Here is a 17,212-nt window from a genome sequence, read left to right as displayed (position 1 = left end):
AATGAACTCAACTCTGATCGCGGCGGATTCAGCCCGGCTCCACGGTGCGGGTCAAAACCGAGTTTTTCAACAGAATTAGCCTCAAGCAGCCTGTCACGTCAACCAACTTACGAGCCTCTCTTGGCCCACACCCGCCCGATGGTCGTGAAGCTCCCATGCCAACCCCGTCGCGGACGATTCACGACGTTCCCCCTGTGATCCTTCACCCAGGGCGGTCGGGTGAACGTCCCCGCCAAACAGGTGCCGACGACGCCGGCATTCCCCCTGTGCCTGATCAGCTCAAACCGGGACGTTTGAGGTCACCACACCTGGGGGAATTGGGGTGGCCCTCGCCAGCGGCATGACCTGCGAGGTCATGGATTTCCCGTCGCTGCTCCGCCACAGTGAAGCCATCGCAACAGAAAGGAGCTTCACATGGCAGACCTCAGCAGCCTTCCCCTCGCCGTCGGTCACATGATCGGCCTCGGCGCCCTCGGTTCCTGCGTTGGCATCGGCATCATGGCCAGCAAGTACCTGGAGGCCTCGGCGCGGCAGCCCGAAATGATGGAAGCCATGCAACCCAAGGTCTTCCTGCTCGCGGGTCTGCTGGACGGGGCCTTCATCATCTCGGTGGCGCTGGGCGTGTGGTTCGCCCTGGCCGCGCCGTTCGCCGGATGAGGCCCCGGCCGGGCACGCCGCCACGGCGCGTGCTCGTGGCGGGCGCGGGTGGCGCCCTGCTGCATGCGCTGCGCACCGGCGGACCGCATGCCGAGTTCACGGTACTCACGACGCGCCGTTTCGGAGGGATGCTGCGCCAGACGCGCTGGGCCTTGGTGGCGCCGGGCAACGCATGGGCAGCGTCGCTGCCGCTCGCAGACCACGCGGTGGTCCAACTCGGGGCGCTGCGGCGCGCGCGCGAAGCGGTGTTCTGGCGCCCGTCGCGCGCCGAGCTCGTGCCCCTGGCCGCGGCCTTGCGCGAGCGGGGTGTGCGCACGCTGGAGGTGTTGCTGGCCGATGGCTCGGCGCTGAGCGCGGTCGAGCGCCAGCGGCTTCATACCCTCGGGTTCGACCAGGTGACGGAGCGGCGACCGGGGACCGCGCCCAGCCGCTCGGCCGGCCCCTGGCCCGAGCGGCTGGGCGCCTGGATGATCGGCACCGTGCTCGCCACGATGCGGCAGGTGGTGGGCTCAAGGCCGCACCGCCCACCACCACGGGTCCCCCGGCGCTGATCGTCGGTCATCGGTTCGCCCGCCACGAGGACGGCGTCGGCACCGCTGCCGGGGCGCTTCTGGATCGGCCCCCGGCCGGTCGCGTCAACGCGCCATCTGGGGGTGTCGCGCCAGCAGCTCCGCCACCCACTCCACGAAGGCCCGCACCTTTGCGCTCAGGTGCCGGTTGGGTGGGTACACCACGTACAGCGGAATCGTCATGCAGGTCCAGTCGCTCAGCACTCGCACCAGCTCGCCACGTTCGATCAAGGGCAGGGCCGTGAAGGAGGCCATCTGCGCGACACCCAGACCCGCCAGCACCGCCGCCGTCACCGCGTTGTTTTCGTTCAACGAGAGCCTGTAGCGGCCTGAAATCTCCAGCGTCTGGCCGTCCTTCTCGAATTCGTTCGGGTAAGGCCGTCCGTTGCGGGTGGAGAAGTGGTTCACCATGGTGTGCTCACGCTCCAGCTGTTCCGGGTGGGTGGGCGTGCCATGCGCCCGCAAGTAGGCCGGCGAGGCCACCGCGATCAGCGACACGTTGGCCACGCGCCGGGCCACGAGCGACTGGTCCAGCAGCTCACCGCCGCGAAGCACGCAGTCCACGTTGTCGGCCAGCAGGTCCACGGACCGGTCGGACACGCCCAGGTCGAGCTGGATGTCGGGGAAGCGGCGGAAGAAGTCGGCCAGCGCGGGGATGATGATCTCGCGCGCCACCGAACTGCCCACGTCCACGCGCAGGCGCCCGCTGGGGCTGGCCTGGGCGTTGGTCATGCTGGCCTCGATGTCGTCGAGGTCGTTGAGCACGCGCACCGTGCGCTCGTAGTAGGCCGCGCCGTCGGGCGTGACGGTCACGCGGCGCGTGGTGCGGTTGAGCAGCTTGACCTTCAGGCGTGCCTCCAGGTGCTGCACGAGCTTGGTGACCGTGCCCTTGGGCAGATTCAGCGATTCCGCCGCTTTCGTGAAGGTGCCGGCCTCCACCACCCGCGCGAACACGCGTATCGATTGGATCTGATCCATACCCTCTGTCCTTGATGTGCTGTTTTATGGGCGGATTGTTCATGCAATGGAAACAGACAACTGGTTGAAGCTGGCTTTATCCGCAGAAACGGTGTGTCTATAGTCCAGTCCATGGTTTCAACATCCTCGTCCTACGCCCCGTCGGCCCCGGCACAGACCCTGTCGGTGCCGGGCACGCCGCCGCTGGAGCTGCGCGTCTGGGGCAAGAAGCCGCGCGGCGGCGTTTTGCCGCTGGTCCTGCACTTCCACGGCGGCGCCTTTGTTTCGGGCGATCTGGACAGCGGCGCCTGCCTGGCCGGGCTGCTGGCCAGCTCGGGCGCGGTGGTGGCCTCGCTGGCCTACCCGCTGGCGCCCGCGCACCGTTTCCCTGAGGCCGTGGAGGCCGGTTACGCGGCGCTGGAGTGGCTGTACAAGCAACGCAGCCGCCTGGCCGGCAAGGACGCGCCGCTGTTCCTGGCCGGTGAAGAAGCCGGCGGCAACATCGCCGCCGCGGTGGCGCTGATGGTGCGCGACCGCGGCCACCCGCCGCTGGCCGGGCAGATGCTGGTCGCCCCCATGCTGGACCCGTGCAACGCCACCGCCTCGCTGCGCCAGACCATGGGCGAAGCCACCTGCTGCAAGTGGATCGATGGCTGGCAGCAGTACCTGCGCGGCCCGATGGACGCCGAGCACCCCTACGCCGTGCCCAGCCGCGCGCAGCGCCTGGCCGGCCTGCCGCCCACGCTGATCCTGACCGGCGGCGACGACCCGATGCGCGACGAAGCCCTGGCCTACGCCGAGCGCCTGCGCAAGGCGGGCATTGCCGTGCACAGCGGCGTGCTGCCCCCCACCACCGGCTGGCCGGACTCGCTGAGCGAGCAGCCCGCAGAAGAATGTCCGTGCGCCATCGAGGTGCGCGAACACGTCCGCGCCTTCTTCCAGGCCGCGACGCCGCCGCCGTCCTGACGGACCGCCCCCTTTCTCACCACCCTGAAACGCCAGACCCGGTGACCCACCGGGAACGGTCCCGCTCGCCCTCAAAAAGGAAAAACCATGTCCAAGCTGCCCACTTTCAAGCGCCGCATCTGGTGGTCGACCGCCGCCTTGGCCGCCGTCACCCTCGCCGTGATCGTGCTCGCACAGAAGTCCAACCCCGCGCAGGCCAGTGCGGCGCCGAGCGCGCCGCCGCCCATGCCGGTGTCCGTGGCCACCGTGACCGAGAGCGACATCGCCGCCTGGGACGAGTTCTCCGGCCGTCTGGAAGCGGTGGAGCGCGTGGACATTCGCTCGCGCGTCGCGGGTGTGGTGCAGGCCACGCATTTCCGCGAGGGCGCGCTGGTGGCCAAGGGCGAACTGCTGATCTCCATCGACCCCGCGCCGTATGAGGCCGAGGTGGCGCGGGCCGCCGCGCAGGCCGGCGCGGCCCAGGCGCGTGTGACCTACGCGACCAGCGAACACGCCCGCGCCCGCCGCCTGTGGGACGACAAGGCGATCGCCCAGCGCGAGTTGGACGACCGCGAGAACGCGCTGCGCGAGGCCGAGGCCAACCTCAAGGCCGCGCAGGCGCAGCTGCAGACCGCCCGCCTGAGCCTGGGCTACACGCAGGTGCGTGCCCCGGTGGCCGGACGCATCGGCCGGCTGGAGGTGACGGTGGGCAACCTGGTCGCCGCCGGCCCGGGCGCGCCCGTGCTCACCACCCTGGTCTCGGTCAGCCCGATCTACGCCAGCTTCGACGCCGACGAAAAAACCGTGGCCAGCGCGCTCAAGGGCCTGGCCGGCGCCGGCCACAGCGCACGCCAGCTGATCGAGCGCATTCCCGTGCAGATGGGCACCTCGGACAGCGCCGACACGCCCTACGCCGGCCAGCTGCAGCTGATCGACAACCAGGTCGACCCGCGCAGCGGCACGGTGCGCGTGCGCGCCGTGTTCGACAACAAGGACGGCCACCTGATGCCCGGGCAGTTCGCCCGCATCCGCATGGGCCAGCCACAGACCGCGCGCACCCTGCTGGTGAGCGAGCGCGCCGTCGGCACCGACCAGGACAAGAAGTTCGTGCTGGTGGTGGGCGAGGGCGACAAGACCGAGTACCGCGCCGTCACGCTGGGCGCGTCGGTCGATGGCCTGCGCACCGTGCTCAGCGGCCTGAAACCCGGCGAACGCATCGTCGTCAACGGCCTGCAGCGCGTGCGCCCCGGTGACGTGGTGCAACCGCAGACCGTTCCGATGAACGCCCGCTCGACGACGCCGGAAACCCCCGTGGCCGTGGCCAAGTCCTGAGCCATCGTGCGAATGAAAAGAACACCATGAACCTCTCGAAATTCTTCATCGATCGACCGATCTTCGCGGGCGTGCTCTCGCTGCTGATCCTGATCGCCGGCCTGGTCGCACTGCGCGGCCTGCCGATCTCCGAGTACCCCGAGGTGGCCCCGCCCTCGGTGGTGGTGCGCGCCCAGTACCCGGGCGCCAACCCGAAAGTGATCGCCGAAACCGTGGCCACGCCGCTGGAGGAAGCCATCAACGGCGTCGAAGGCATGCTCTACATGGGCAGCCAGGCCACGACCGACGGCGTGATGACGCTCACCGTCACCTTCAAGCTCGGCACCGACCCCGACAAGGCCCAACAGCTGGTGCAGAACCGCGTCTCGCAGGCCGAGCCGCGCCTGCCCGAGGAAGTGCGCCGCCTGGGCGTGACCACGGTCAAGAGCTCGCCCGACATCACGATGGTGGTGCACCTGGTCTCGCCCAACGACCGCTACGACATCAACTACCTGCGCAACTACGCGGTGCTCAACGTCAAGGACCGGCTGGCCCGCATCCAGGGCGTGGGCCAGGTGCAGGTCTTCGGCGGGGGTGATTACTCCATGCGCGTCTGGCTCGACCCGCAGAGGGTCGCGCAGCGCGGCCTCTCGGCCAGCGACGTGGTGGCCGCCATCCGCGGCCAGAACGTGCAGGCCGCGGCCGGCGTGGTCGGCGCCTCGCCGGGCCTGCCAGGCGTGGACCTGCAGTTGTCCATCAACGCCCAGGGCCGGCTGCAGACCGAAGAAGAGTTCGGCGACATCATCGTGAAGACCGGTGCCGACGGCGCCGTGACCCGGTTGCGCGACATCGCGCGGCTGGAGATGGGCGCGGCCGACTATTCGCTGCGCTCGCTGCTCAACAACAAGCCCGCCGTCGGCATGGGCGTGTTCCAGGCGCCGGGCTCCAACGCGCTGGACATCTCGGCCCAGGTGCGCGCCACCATGGCCGAGCTGCAGCAGAACATGCCCGAGGGCGTGGAATACCGCATCGCCTACGACCCCACGCAGTTCGTGCGCGCCTCCATCGACTCGGTGATCGTGACCTTGCTCGAAGCCATCGCGCTGGTGGTGCTGGTGGTGATCCTGTTCCTGCAGACCTGGCGCGCCTCCATCATTCCGCTGCTGGCGGTGCCGGTGTCGGTGGTGGGCACGTTCGCGGTGCTGCACCTGCTGGGCTTCTCCATCAACGCGCTCTCGCTGTTCGGCCTGGTGCTGGCGATCGGCATCGTGGTGGACGACGCCATCGTGGTGGTGGAGAACGTGGAACGCAACATCGAGGCCGGCCTGTCGCCGCGCGACGCGACCTACCGCGCCATGAAGGAAGTGTCCGGACCCATCATCGCGATCGCGCTGGTGCTGGTCGCGGTGTTCGTGCCGCTGGCCTTCATCAGCGGCCTGACCGGCCAGTTCTACAAACAGTTCGCGGTGACCATCGCCATCTCCACCGTGATCTCGGCCATCAACTCGCTCACGCTCTCGCCCGCGCTCGCCGCGCTGCTGCTGCGCGGCCACGACGCACCGAAGGACGCCATCACGCGTGGCATGGACCGCGTCTTCGGCCCGCTGTTTCGTGGTTTCAACCGCTTCTTCCACCGCGGCGCCGAGTCCTACAGCGGCGGTGTGCGGCGCGTCATCTCGCGCAAGACGCTGATGATGGTGATCTACCTCGCGCTGGTGGGCGTGACCTTCGGCCTGTTCAAGGCGGTGCCCAGCGGCTTCGTGCCCGCGCAGGACAAGCAGTACCTGATCGGCTTCGCGCAGTTGCCCGACGGCGCCACGCTGGACCGCACCGAAGAGGTGATCCAGCGCATGGGTGAGATCACCAAGCAGAACCCGAACGTGGAAGACGCGATCGCCTTCCCAGGCCTGTCGATCAACGGCTTCACCAACAGCTCGAACTCCGGCATCGTGTTCGCCACGCTCAAGCCCTTTGCCGAGCGCCAGCGCGCCGACCAGAGCGGCGGTGCAGTGGCGGGCCAGCTGAACCAGGCCTATGGCGCGATTCAGGACGCCTTCATCGTGATGTTCCCGCCACCCCCGGTGGCGGGCCTGGGCACCACAGGTGGCTTCAAGCTGCAGCTGGAAGACAAGGCCTCGCTGGGTTACGAAGCGATGGACGCGGCCGTGAAAGCCTTCATGACCAAGGCCTACCAGACGCCCGAGCTGGCGGGCATGTTCACGAGCTGGCAGGTCAACGTGCCGCAGCTCTACGCCGACATCGACCGCACCAAGGCGCGCCAGCTCGGCGTGCCGGTGACGGACATCTTCGACACCATGCAGATCTACCTCGGCAGCCTGTACGTGAACGACTTCAACCAGTTCGGCCGCACCTACAGCGTGCGCGCCCAGGCCGACGCGCCCTACCGCGCGCGCGCCGAAGACGTGGGCCTGCTCAAGGTGCGCTCGAACACGGGCGAGATGGTGCCGCTGTCGGCGCTGATGAAGGTGAACTCCAGCTTCGGCCCGGAGCGCGCCATGCGCTACAACGGCTACCTCGCGGCCGACATCAACGGCGGCCCCGCACCGGGCTTCTCGTCGGGCCAGGCGCAGGACGCGATCGAGCGCATCGCCGCCGAGACGCTGCCGCAGGGCATCGCCTTCGAATGGACCGAGCTCACCTACCAGGAGATCCTGGCCGGCAACTCCGCGCTGTGGGTGTTCCCGCTCGCCATCCTGCTGGTGTTCCTGGTGCTCGCAGCGCAGTACGAAAGCCTCACGCTACCGCTGTCCATCATCCTGATCGTGCCCATGGGCCTGCTCGCGGCCATGACCGGGGTGTGGCTGGACGGGGGCGACAACAACGTGTTCACGCAGATCGGGTTGATCGTGCTGGTGGGGCTCTCGGCGAAGAACGCGATCCTGATCGTGGAGTTCGCGCGCGAGCTGGAGTTTGCCGGGCGCTCGCCGGTGCAGGCCGCCATCGAGGCCAGCCGCCTGCGGCTGCGCCCCATCCTCATGACCTCGCTGGCTTTCGTGATGGGCGTGCTGCCGCTGGTGCTGGCCACCGGTGCCGGTTCCGAGATGCGCTCGGCCATGGGCGTGGCCGTGTTCGCCGGAATGATCGGCGTGACCGCCTTCGGCCTGTTCCTCACCCCCGTGTTCTACGTGCTGCTGCGCCGCCTGGCGGGCAACCGCGCGCTGCGCCAGCACGGTGAGATCCCCCACTTCGAGGGCTTTGCCTCCGGCGGTGGCGGCAGCGTGCACGCCGTGCCCGCCGCCCCCCTTGGCCCATTGACGCATTGATGAAGACACAGAAGGTGCACACCATGAAAAAGCTCCATCACCTGTTGCCGCTGGCCGCCGCCCTCTTCCTGGCCGGCTGCGCCACCGCGCTGCCGCCGCTGCCGTCGTCGGTCCCGACGCCGCCGCAGTTCAAGGAGCAGCAGCGCCAGAACGAGACCTGGACCATCGCCCAGCCCGCCGAGGCACAGAGCCGCGGCACCTGGTGGAAGGCGTTCAACGACCCGGTGCTCGACGAGCTGGCCGAGCGCGCCGGCGCGAACAACACCGGCATCCAGGAAGCCGCGGCCCGCCTGGCCCAGGCGCGCTCGCTGGTGCGCGGCGCCCAGGCCGACCGCGCACCGCAGATCGGCGCGGGGGCCGACGCATCGCGTGGTGCCGGTGCCAGCACCGCCAACGGCGCGACGCCCGCCACGCTGCTGCGGGCCAGCGTGAACCTCTCGTACGAGGTGGACCTGTTCGGCCGGCTGGCGCGCGTGCAAGACGCCGCCACGCTGGACGCGCAATCGCGCGAAGCCCTGCTGCAGAGCACGCGCCTGCTGGTGCAGGCCGAGCTGGCCCAGACCTACCTGGCGCTGCGCGCGGTCGACACCGAACGCCGGCTGGTGCAGGACACCGCCACCGCCTATGGCGACACGCTGCGCCTCACGCAGCGCCGCTTCGAGGCCGGCGACGTGGCCGAGCTGGACGTGATCCGCATCCAGACCGAGCTGGCCGCCACCGAGGCCGAGGTGTTCGCGCTCAGTCGCAGCCGCGCCGAGCTCGAGCATGCGCTGGCCGTGCTGGTCGGCGAACCGGCCTCGGGCTTCGCGCTCACTCCCACGAACGGCGCCCGCACCCTGCCGGTGATCCCCGCCGGCGTGCCGGGCACGGTGCTCGCGCGCCGGCCCGACGTGGCCGCGGCCCAGGCCTCGCTGCTGGCCGCGCAGGCCCGCGTGGGCGTGGCCCAGGCCGCGTGGTTCCCCAGCGTGTCGCTCACCGGCGCCGCGGGCTACGCCTCGCCCGACATCGGCGACCTCTTCAAGTGGTCGGCCCGCGCCTGGGGCATCGGCGCGCTGATGTCCGTGCCGCTGTTCGACGGTGGCCGGCGCGAGGCCGGCGTGCAGGGCGCGCAGGCGCAGCTGGACGCCGCCGCCGCGAGCTACCGGGGCCAGGTGCTGAACGCCTTCCGCGAAGTGGAAGACCAGCTGTCGGCCCTGCGCCTGCTGCAGGACCAGTCGCAGGCCCAGGGCCGCGCGGTGAGTGCCGCGCAGCGCGCCAGCGCGATCTCGGAAACGCGCTACCGCAACGGCCTGGTGAGTCAGCTCGAACTGCTGGACGCGCGCCGCAACGAGCTGCTCAACCGCCGCCAGGCGCAGCGCGTGGAAGCCGCGCAGCAACAGGCCACGGTGCTGCTGATCCGCGCGATCGGCGGGGGCTGGGAGACGGTGGCCTTACCAGCAGAGAACAAAGTCCGGTCGTGAGGCGCACGGCCGGTCGGGCATCTCCAGCGTGCCCGATCCGCCGAGGATCACCGGGGCCGGCGCAGCACCACCAGGTCCTGGTTGCCGGCGATGCCTTCGACGATCTCCAGCACGTCGAAGTACCGGCCCCAGTGCACCATGATGTATTCGTGGGACTGGATGATGTGGCTGTAGTAGCCCTCCTCGGCCACCACGTCGTCGAGTTGTCCGTCCGGGCCGACGTACAGGAATCCCTCCCGATGGGCGCGCAGCTGCCGCTCCAGGGGCGCGCGGTAGAGCGCGGATTGCGCAAGCCCCTGCACGGACAGCAACAGAATGCCCCCGGGCTCGACGATGCGACGCAGCTCCTCCAGCCATTGGTCCTGGGCCGACTCCTTGAGGTGGGTCAGCACGGACAAGCCGATGACCAGGTCAAAACGCCCGTCCGGAAAGGCGGTGGGGGGGTACAGGCCGACCTGCTCGAAGGCCACTTCGGGCAGGCTGGCCGCGCTGTGCTGCAGGTTGTCGGCGTCGATGTCCACGCCCGTGACGACCGGCGACATCATGCCGAGGTACCGGGTGACACGGCCGGCGCCGCACCCCCAGTCGAGGATGGCCCGAAAGCTGCTCAGGGGCCGGTCGAACCGGTCCTGAAGCAGGCACCGGATGCGCTGGGCGATGGTGGCGCCGCCCAGCAGAAACATGGGCGCGCTGTCGGAGCCGATCACGCGCGTGATGCGTTCGGGTGTGGGCACCGGCGGCTCCGTGGCGGGATCGGCCACGAACCAGGCCGTGCGGTACGAGTGACGGTGCTCGCCCAGGCGCCCCGTCACGTTGAACCGGGCGAATCCTTCCTGAAACAGACCGCCCCCCGGTGTCACCGGATGCCGGGCGCGAAACCGGGTACAGCCTTCGGGCATCAGCGCAGGAAACGCGTCGTGCACGTCGGGCGCGGGCAGGGGCCACTCCACCTCGGCAAAGTCCTCCCCGTTGATCAGGAAACGGGGGCGCTCGCCGTGGTCCCACAGACGCAGGGCCCAGCCGTCCACCCGGATGTCGGTGGCCGAGAGGTGCACATGGCCCGGCATCCAGCCCAGCGATCGGGCGGCGGAGAGTTGCATGTCGGTCAGCAGGGTGCTCATGGCTTGATTCGATGGGTTGACGCGGGGCGGGACATGGGGTGCTGGTGAATCGCTACCAGTCGCTGTCAGCGGCGAGGTAGTGGCGCAGGTATTCGTGGAACGTCCAGCGCTGGTCGTACCAGCGGTAGTGGGTGGTTTCGTCCACGTAGTCCAGGCCGAAGGTCCGGGCGATCTGCGGATGGATCGGCACCTGCAAGTCGCCCATGCCGTCGCCCAGCGCAGGCAGGCCGAGGCGGATGCGCTCCAGCCCTTGGGCCTCGTCCCCGCCGAGCACCGGCAGGGACGCGCGGTACAGGCGCACACCGAGCTCGCCGATCAGGTCGATGGACACGTGGCGGTTGGTCCAGAACAGGTGCCGGTGCCGGAAGTTCTCGCGCACGTGGTCCGCGATCTTGACGTCCGATGCCCGGTCGCGCTGGTCCATGCGGTCCAGATCGTGCGCCAGCAGCGCGTTCAGATCGGGCATGCGCTCCGCCGAGAGCCGCCAGTAGGCCTCGACCGCGGCACCGATCTCCAGACCCAGCGCGGCCACCTCCAGCCCGATCGCGTCGCCCATGGGGTAGCGCCCCCAGACAAAGCGCGCGTCGGGTGGCATGCGCTGGGCCACCACATCGAAGGGCCACAGGCTGTGCATGACCAGTGGCGGAAAGACCCGCTTCGGACACCCCGCAGGCACGCCCGAACGCAGCAGCTCGCGGACCTCGGAGCGCGGCCGGTATTCGTACTGCTCCAGGTAGAGCACGCAGCGCGCCAGATCGGCCACCGAGGGTTGCTCGACCGCCTGCCCCGACGCGGCGTGGTTGAGCACGCACAGGTAGCCCCGTGGGCGGGGGTTGACGTCGGCGCAGGCGAGCTGGTGGGCCAGGAACGGAATCTGGCAGTTGCCGTACAGAATGACCAATTCGGCGTCGGGCGCCGTACTGCCATACTGCATCAAGGCCATGGCGATCAGTCCTTGATCGCGGTGAGCACCGCGAAATCGGAGCCGATCGCCCCTTCGGCCATCAGCTGGTCCTCCAGCGCAAAGAAGCGCCCCAGGTAGGCCATGTCCACCGGGTTCTCCAGATCGAAGTTCTGCGCGATGTCGCTCAGCCCGATGTGCAGCAGGGCGCCCCCCAGATCGCGGCGGGCCAGCAGCCGGAAGTGTTTCTCCAGCGTGGGGATAATCTGCGACGAACGGATCGCTTCGGACGGGTCGCAGGCGATCACATCGGCCGCGCGCGGGCGCTCCCGGGGGCCGCGCACGATGCCGTTGGGCAAGCGGTTGTAGCGCTCCGGCAGGGTCTGCAGGAAACCGTTCATGTGGGTCAGCTGCGCGTCGGTCCACTGGAAACGGTCGGGGCCGACGTATTCGTGCAGATGGAAGACGCCGCCGGGGCGCAGCGCGCGCCGGACCATCTGGAACAGGCGGTCCAGGTCGTTGACGTGGTGGATGGACTGGAAGCCGAACACCAGGTCGCAGGACGCCTCCGGCAGCTCCAGCCGCTCCAGATCGGCGACGTGGTAATGCAGCATGTCCAGTCCCATGTCGGCGGCCAGCGCACGCGCGCCGGCGATGGCCCCCTCGGCGATGTCGTAGCCGTCGATCCGGCCCGCGAGCTGGATGCCGGCGAAGCCACGCTCCAGGGCACCAAAGCCGCAGCCCAGGCTGACCACGCGCGGTATGGGCAGGCGCCAGCCCAGGCGGCTCAGGGTCTCTTTCAGGTGGATGTACACATCCATGCCCTCTTCGCCGGTGGCCTTGTGGTTGAGGCGGGCGATCACGCGCGGATGCGCCATCCAGTTCATGCCCTGGACCTGCTCGCGCTGCGCGGGCGACACGCTCCAGGCCTCGGAAACGCGGGCCTGATCGTCCTGCGTGGCCACGTGGGCGGGCGGGCGGGCGGGCTCGGGTGGCTGGTCGCGCGCATCGCGCAGCACGGCCTGCACCGTCGCGGCAAACACCTGGGGCGCGCAGTCCCGGGCCACGGCCGACAGGGCGGCCTGGCGGGTCCGCTGCCACAGGGCCGTGTCGAGATAGAGCCGGGCGCAGGCCTGGGCAAAGTCCTCGGCGCTGCCCGCGCTCAGCAGCCCGCCCTGTGCTGCCCAGCCCAGCTGCGTCGCGACGAGTTCGCTGGCCACCACCGGCACGCCGTGCGCGGCCGCCTCCTGGACCTTGAGGGGGATGCCGGCGGCAAAGCGCGTTGGGGCGATGAACACGCGGGCCTGCTCGTAGAAATGCCGGATGTCTTCGACACGCCCGTGGAACACGACGCGCGGCCCGCCCAGCGCCTGCTGCAGACTTTCGCAATGGCTGCCCACGAGGTGCAGCACATAGCCCTCGCCGATCAGTTGGTCCAGCCGGGGCATGACCTCGTGCACGAACCAGCGCACGGAATCGGCGTTGGGCGAAGCCTCCTCCGCCAGCCGTCCGACGAAGAGCAGGTCGCGCCGTTCGCTGTGCCCCTGCGGGGTGGGCTGCGCCGCGATGCCGTTGCCCAGCACCCGCACGTCCTGGCAGCCGGCCTGCCGGAACCGTGCGGCCTCGGCCTCGCTCACGGCAAAGACGAAGCGGGCCGCTTCGGCCAGTTGCAGTTCGCGGGCCAGTTCGGCGGCGTTGTCCGACGCCAGCGCGGCGTCTCCCTGCACCTGGGCCCGCAGCGCCTCGCGGGTGGCGAAGATCGCCTCAGCGTCGTAGACCAGCGAGGTGCTGGCCAGGAAGGCCGGCGCGGCGCGGCAGGCGCACAGAAAGCGGTCCATGTTGTGGGGCCGGCTGACGACCACCGCGTCGTAGTAGTCGGCGCGCTCGCGCAGGAACTCGGCCAGGCCGGTGATGCCCCGGCCGGTGACGATTTCCACCTCGCGCGGCAGCACGGCGTAGGCCTCGTCGAGGTCCACATCCGGGCAGGCCAACGGGTAGTGGCTCACGAAGGCGCCCGCCTCGTGCAGGCAGTGCACGAGCTGGCGCGCGCGCGGGAAACCCGAGCCCAGGGAAGGGATGGGGATGCGATCGTCGATCAGCAGCACGCGCGGCTGCGTGGCGGGGCGCTGACGCGCTTCGATCGGCCGGGTTCCGTGGGGCCGGTGTTCGTTGGCCAGCACCCGGGCATGGCGGGCCACGAAGACATCGCGGTGCGCTTCCATGAGCGCCACCGCGGTCTGCTCGGTGTCCGAGCTGCCGAACTCGTAGTGCAGGATCTCCACCTGGGGCTCGTACACCACGGTGTAACCGGCCTGGTGGATGCGCATGCAGAAATCGGTTTCTTCGTAATAGGCGGGAACGTAGGCCGGATCAAACCCGCCCAGGGCCTCGAAGAGGGAGCGCCGCGTCAGCAGGAATGCGCCCGAGCAGAAGTCCACCTCGCGGCGGAACTGGAATTCGGCATCGTCCGGGTCCTGGCCCCTGCCGTGGCCGACGCAGCTGCCGTCGTTCCAGATGATGCTGCCGGCCTCCTGCAGGCGGCCATCGAGCAGCACCACCTTGCCGCCCACCGCGCCGATGCTCGCGCGGTTGTCCAGCAGCGCCAACGCGGCCGGGATCGAGCCGGGCCGGAGCTGGGCGTCGTTGTTGAGGAACAGCAGGTGCTCGCCGCGCGCGTGCGCGGCCCCCAGGTTGGCCGCGCGCAGGAAATGCAGGTTCTCGCTCTGGGGCAGCAGCCGGGCGCCGTGCACCCGCGCCAGCAGTTCGCCAGTGCGATCGCTGGAGGCGTTGTCCACCAGCAGCACCTCGCAGGGCGCATCGATCGCGTCCACCAGCGAGACCAGGCATTTGAAGGTCAGTTCGGCCTGGTTGTGCAGCACGATGACGATGGAGACCCGGGGCGCCTCCACCGTGGGCAGTCGCAGTTCGCGCCCCTCGTGCAGGAACTGCGTGAGCTCTTCCTGGCTGCGCTGGCGGAAGACCATCTTGGCGTCCAGCGCCGGCGCGGGCGCTGCCGGCTCGACGGGCGCGGGTGGTGTCGCCGGCAGCAGCGGCTTCAAGGGGAACTCCCGGCCCTCGCGGCGGCCGTGGGTCTCGTAGTGGAACAGGGCGTTGAGCCCGAGCTGCGCCACGTCCGGGTTGGCCTGCAGGTAGGCGTGGGTGGAAAACCAGGGACCAGGGTCGCGGTTTTCCGCGATGCCGCCATGCAGCGCGTAGTGGTCGGCGGGATCGATCCCGGCGCCGGCCACGTCGGGGTAGGTCGCGAGGTACCACGCGGCGTCGAACAGCGCCGAACGGCGGATGGCATCGGCCACGGGCTGGTGCCGGGTCGGGTCCGCGCCCGGGCGCAGCCGCCGGTGCAGCCGGTGCAGGGCACTGGGCCGCGCGACGACCGGCAGCACCTTCGGGGGAGCGAGCAGCGTGGACAGCAGCCGGCGCACGGCCGGCTCGGTGGCCTGCAGGGTCTGCGTCAGCGTGTGCTGCCCGCCCGTCAGGGTGGTGATGGTCTGTTGGGCTTCAAGCAGGCCGTGTTCCACCAGCGCGCGCTCCTGGCGCGCTTTTCTCAGATCGCCCTCCAGCCGCGCCACGGAGCGCAGGGCCGCATCGCGCTCGGTCGCCAGGCGGGTGATTTCGGCGTCGGCATCGGCCTTGCCGCGCTGCCGGGCCGCAGCCTGTGGCTCGACCCGCGCCTGCGCCAGTTCGGCGTCCAGGCGCACCACCGCCGCCTGGGCCGCATCGCGTTCGCGGCCCACCTCGGTCCGCGCAGCGACCAGGGCCTCGACCTGCAGCGCAAAAGAGCGCTCCATCTCCCGCTCGTTGGCATGGCCGATCCAGCGCGCGCCGGCCGCGGCAAAGCGCTCCCGGATCGGCGCGCAGCGCTCGGTCGCCGCGGCGGCGCACAGCTGGGCGATGGCGTCCGGCACCGCCGCGCCGTGCGCGATCAGGCCCAGACCGTTGCCATGCAGGAATTCGAAGTGGGGGTGGCGGGCCGCGAGCTCCCCGAACAGGCGGTGCACACCAAAGTCGTCGCGGCGCACATTGGTGTCGTGAAACAGCACCACCGCGCGCTCGGACAGCTTGGGTCGCCAGGTGTCGTAGTCGTGGCGCACGGCTTCGTAGCTGTGGAAGCCGTCGATGTGCAGCAGGTCGATCGAGCCGTCGGCGAAATGCCCGACGGCGGTGTCGAATTCGGCCCGGATGAGTTCCGAGAATCCGCCATGGTGGGCGTCGTTGAAGGCCCGCACGTCCCGGTAGACCGCCTCGTCGAAGAAGCCGGCGTGCGCGTCGCCCTGCCAGCTGTCCACGGCGAAGCAGCGGGTGGGCAACTGGCGGTGCAGCACGGCATCACAGAAGGTGGCGTAGGACACGCCATGGTGGGTGCCCAGCTCGACCAGCTGGCGCGGCTCGGCGGCCTCAACGACCCAGAAACCGAAGGGCACGTGGCCCCACCAACCGCTGGGTTTGCCCAGGCGCTGGGGTGTCCGGAAAAGGCCCGCCAGCGCGGGCGAGAGCAATGGGTCCAGCAAGTGGGTGTCTGACATGGGCATCGAGGCTCCTGGGGTCCTGGGTGAGGCGGCGCTAGGCGCGCCGTGCCACGACGGTGAACATGGGGATCATGGCGCCATCCAGGTCCCGCTTCTGGTGGTGAACGCTGAGCCGCGCTTTGGGAAACCCCAGCAGGCCCAACGACTGGATGACAAAGGCGGGCGTGAGCGCCCACCAGGTGTGCACCTGCGGGTGGGCCGTGTCCGCCAGCAGGCGGCAGACCGGCAGGTCCCCGAGGCTGGCGTCGTAGGCCTCGGTGACGATGAGGGTGTCGGTGACCCGGCGCGCCAGGTGCTCCATGACCGAGAACGGCGAGCGGCAGTGCAGCAGCACCGCGGCCAGCAGGCCGATGTCGAAGGAACCCACCGATTCGGGCAGGTCGTCCAGATGGGCCACGATGAGCCGGGCCTGGGAGTCGTGGAGGTGGTGCAGGTACTGGAACGAGTGACGCACCCCGGTGATCACGTGGACGAAGTCCTCGCGCCAGGCGGCGAGATCGAAGCCCGGCATGGGCGCGACGTCCCAGAGGTGTTCCATGGGCGGCTCCAGCGCAGTGACGCTGGCACCGGCCGCTTCCATGTGAAAGGTCAGAAAGCCGCTGGCCGGCCCGATTTCGAGCACGGTGCGCCCGGCAAAGTCGACACCGCCCAGATAGGCGCCGACGGTGGGGCGCAGGTCCCACTCCCCTTTCACCGATTCGCCGCCGGGCAGGTCCACCGAGTGGTAGAAGCGGCACTGCGCCAGGCCGGGCTGCTTGAGCTGCTCGTGCGGTATGGGCTGTGTGGCTTGCGCGGGCACGGCCGGCGCAACGGGGAGCCGCTCGGGCGGCGCGGCGGGCGTGGGCGGCGCATCCACCAGGCCCTGGGTCATGCTGCGGTGCTGCAGCCACCGCTTGAGCGCGCTCTTGAGGTTCCACCACGCTCCGTGGTCGGGCTTGCGGCAGATCAGCACCGAGTCGCGCCAGGCATCGCTGCCGTCGGCATAGCCCTCGGCCTGCCACTGGGTGCTGGCCCGCAGCAGGTCGAGCTGGGCAAACCGGGCCAGGGACTCCATGCCGTCGGGGTAGAAGCGCCAGCAGTCCACCGGGTACCGGTGCTCGGGCCCGCCCGACGGCGCGATGACGATGCACAGGCCGCCGGGTTTGAGCACGCGGGCCACCTCGAGCATGGTGATCCACACGTAGCGGATGTGTTCGAAGGCCTGCCCCGAGATCAGCACGTCCACCGAACCGCTGGCCACCTCGCGCCAGTCGTAGGGCGTCTTGAGCACCAGGTCCACGTTGGCGCCAGGCACCATGTCCAGCCCGGTGTAGCGCCAGTTCGGTGAGTCGAACAGGGCGCGGTAGGAACCGTTCACATCCTGACTGCCCAGATCGTGGATGACCAGTGGCTCCCCCCGGCGGTTGCCCAGGTACTGGTCAACGATGGAGCGCATCTTGTCATGGGAGCTGGCGTGCATGGAT

The 17,212-nt window shown here is 69.8% G+C and carries 11 protein-coding genes; 6 read left to right on the top strand and 5 right to left on the bottom strand.

Going from position 1 to position 17,212, the window contains the following annotated elements; all coding sequences use genetic code 11:
• Positions 1-414: 414 nt before the first annotated feature.
• Positions 415-657 (top strand): F0F1 ATP synthase subunit C, encoded by a 243-nt coding sequence (gene atpE, locus AC07YZ_RS25110; protein WP_068175045.1) that lies wholly within the window; start codon positions 415-417, stop codon positions 655-657.
• Positions 654-1,208, top strand: a complete 555-nt coding sequence (locus AC07YZ_RS25105) for a hypothetical protein (RefSeq protein WP_494796758.1) — start codon at positions 654-656, stop codon at positions 1,206-1,208. The genes atpE and AC07YZ_RS25105 overlap by 4 nt, the downstream gene beginning before the upstream one ends.
• A gap of 84 nt (positions 1,209-1,292) precedes the next feature.
• Here the strand turns inward: AC07YZ_RS25105 and AC07YZ_RS25100 are convergent, their stop codons facing one another.
• Complete coding sequence (locus tag AC07YZ_RS25100; protein WP_494796757.1) at positions 1,293-2,204, bottom strand: LysR family transcriptional regulator; 912 nt, start codon at positions 2,202-2,204, stop codon at positions 1,293-1,295.
• A gap of 111 nt (positions 2,205-2,315) precedes the next feature.
• Here AC07YZ_RS25100 and AC07YZ_RS25095 point away from each other — a divergent pair, with 111 nt between their 5' ends.
• From AC07YZ_RS25095 to AC07YZ_RS25080, 4 genes are all read left to right on the top strand, one after another.
• Positions 2,316-3,149, top strand: a complete 834-nt coding sequence (locus AC07YZ_RS25095) for an alpha/beta hydrolase (protein WP_494796756.1) — start codon at positions 2,316-2,318, stop codon at positions 3,147-3,149.
• Positions 3,150-3,236: 87 nt separating this feature from the next.
• Positions 3,237-4,460: an efflux RND transporter periplasmic adaptor subunit gene (locus tag AC07YZ_RS25090; RefSeq protein ID WP_494796755.1), complete on the top strand. Its 1,224-nt coding sequence runs from the start codon at positions 3,237-3,239 to the stop codon at positions 4,458-4,460.
• Between the two features lie 26 nt (positions 4,461-4,486).
• The gene (locus tag AC07YZ_RS25085; RefSeq protein ID WP_494796754.1) at positions 4,487-7,723 is read left to right on the top strand and encodes an efflux RND transporter permease subunit; all 3,237 of its coding nucleotides are present in this window, start codon (positions 4,487-4,489) and stop codon (positions 7,721-7,723) included.
• 23 nt (positions 7,724-7,746) lie between these two features.
• Positions 7,747-9,183 (top strand): efflux transporter outer membrane subunit, encoded by a 1,437-nt coding sequence (locus tag AC07YZ_RS25080; RefSeq protein ID WP_494796753.1) that lies wholly within the window; start codon positions 7,747-7,749, stop codon positions 9,181-9,183.
• A gap of 47 nt (positions 9,184-9,230) precedes the next feature.
• On the opposite strand, the gene AC07YZ_RS25075 is transcribed toward AC07YZ_RS25080, so the two are convergent.
• Genes AC07YZ_RS25075 through AC07YZ_RS25060 form a run of 4 tightly spaced genes read right to left on the bottom strand, consistent with a single transcriptional unit; the run spans position 9,231 to position 17,208 of the window.
• Positions 9,231-10,304, bottom strand: coding sequence for a class I SAM-dependent methyltransferase (locus AC07YZ_RS25075; protein WP_494796752.1), 1,074 nt, complete (start codon positions 10,302-10,304; stop codon positions 9,231-9,233).
• Positions 10,305-10,356: 52 nt separating this feature from the next.
• Entirely contained in the window at positions 10,357-11,247 is an 891-nt protein-coding gene (locus AC07YZ_RS25070; protein ID WP_494796751.1) for a WcbI family polysaccharide biosynthesis putative acetyltransferase, read from the bottom strand.
• 5 nt (positions 11,248-11,252) lie between these two features.
• Entirely contained in the window at positions 11,253-15,746 is a 4,494-nt protein-coding gene (locus AC07YZ_RS25065; protein ID WP_494796750.1) for a class I SAM-dependent methyltransferase, read from the bottom strand.
• A 37-nt stretch (positions 15,747-15,783) separates the two neighbouring features.
• Positions 15,784-17,208 carry a methyltransferase domain-containing protein gene (locus tag AC07YZ_RS25060; RefSeq protein WP_494796749.1) on the bottom strand — a complete coding sequence of 475 codons (1,425 nt, stop codon included), beginning with the start codon at positions 17,206-17,208 and terminating at the stop codon, positions 15,784-15,786.
• Positions 17,209-17,212: the final 4 nt, after the last annotated feature.

The sequence above is a fragment of the Hydrogenophaga sp. GW101-3F08 genome (genome assembly GCF_059424585.1).
The sequence above is the reverse complement of the archived record's forward strand: the minus strand, read 5'-3'. Positions and strand labels throughout refer to the sequence as shown.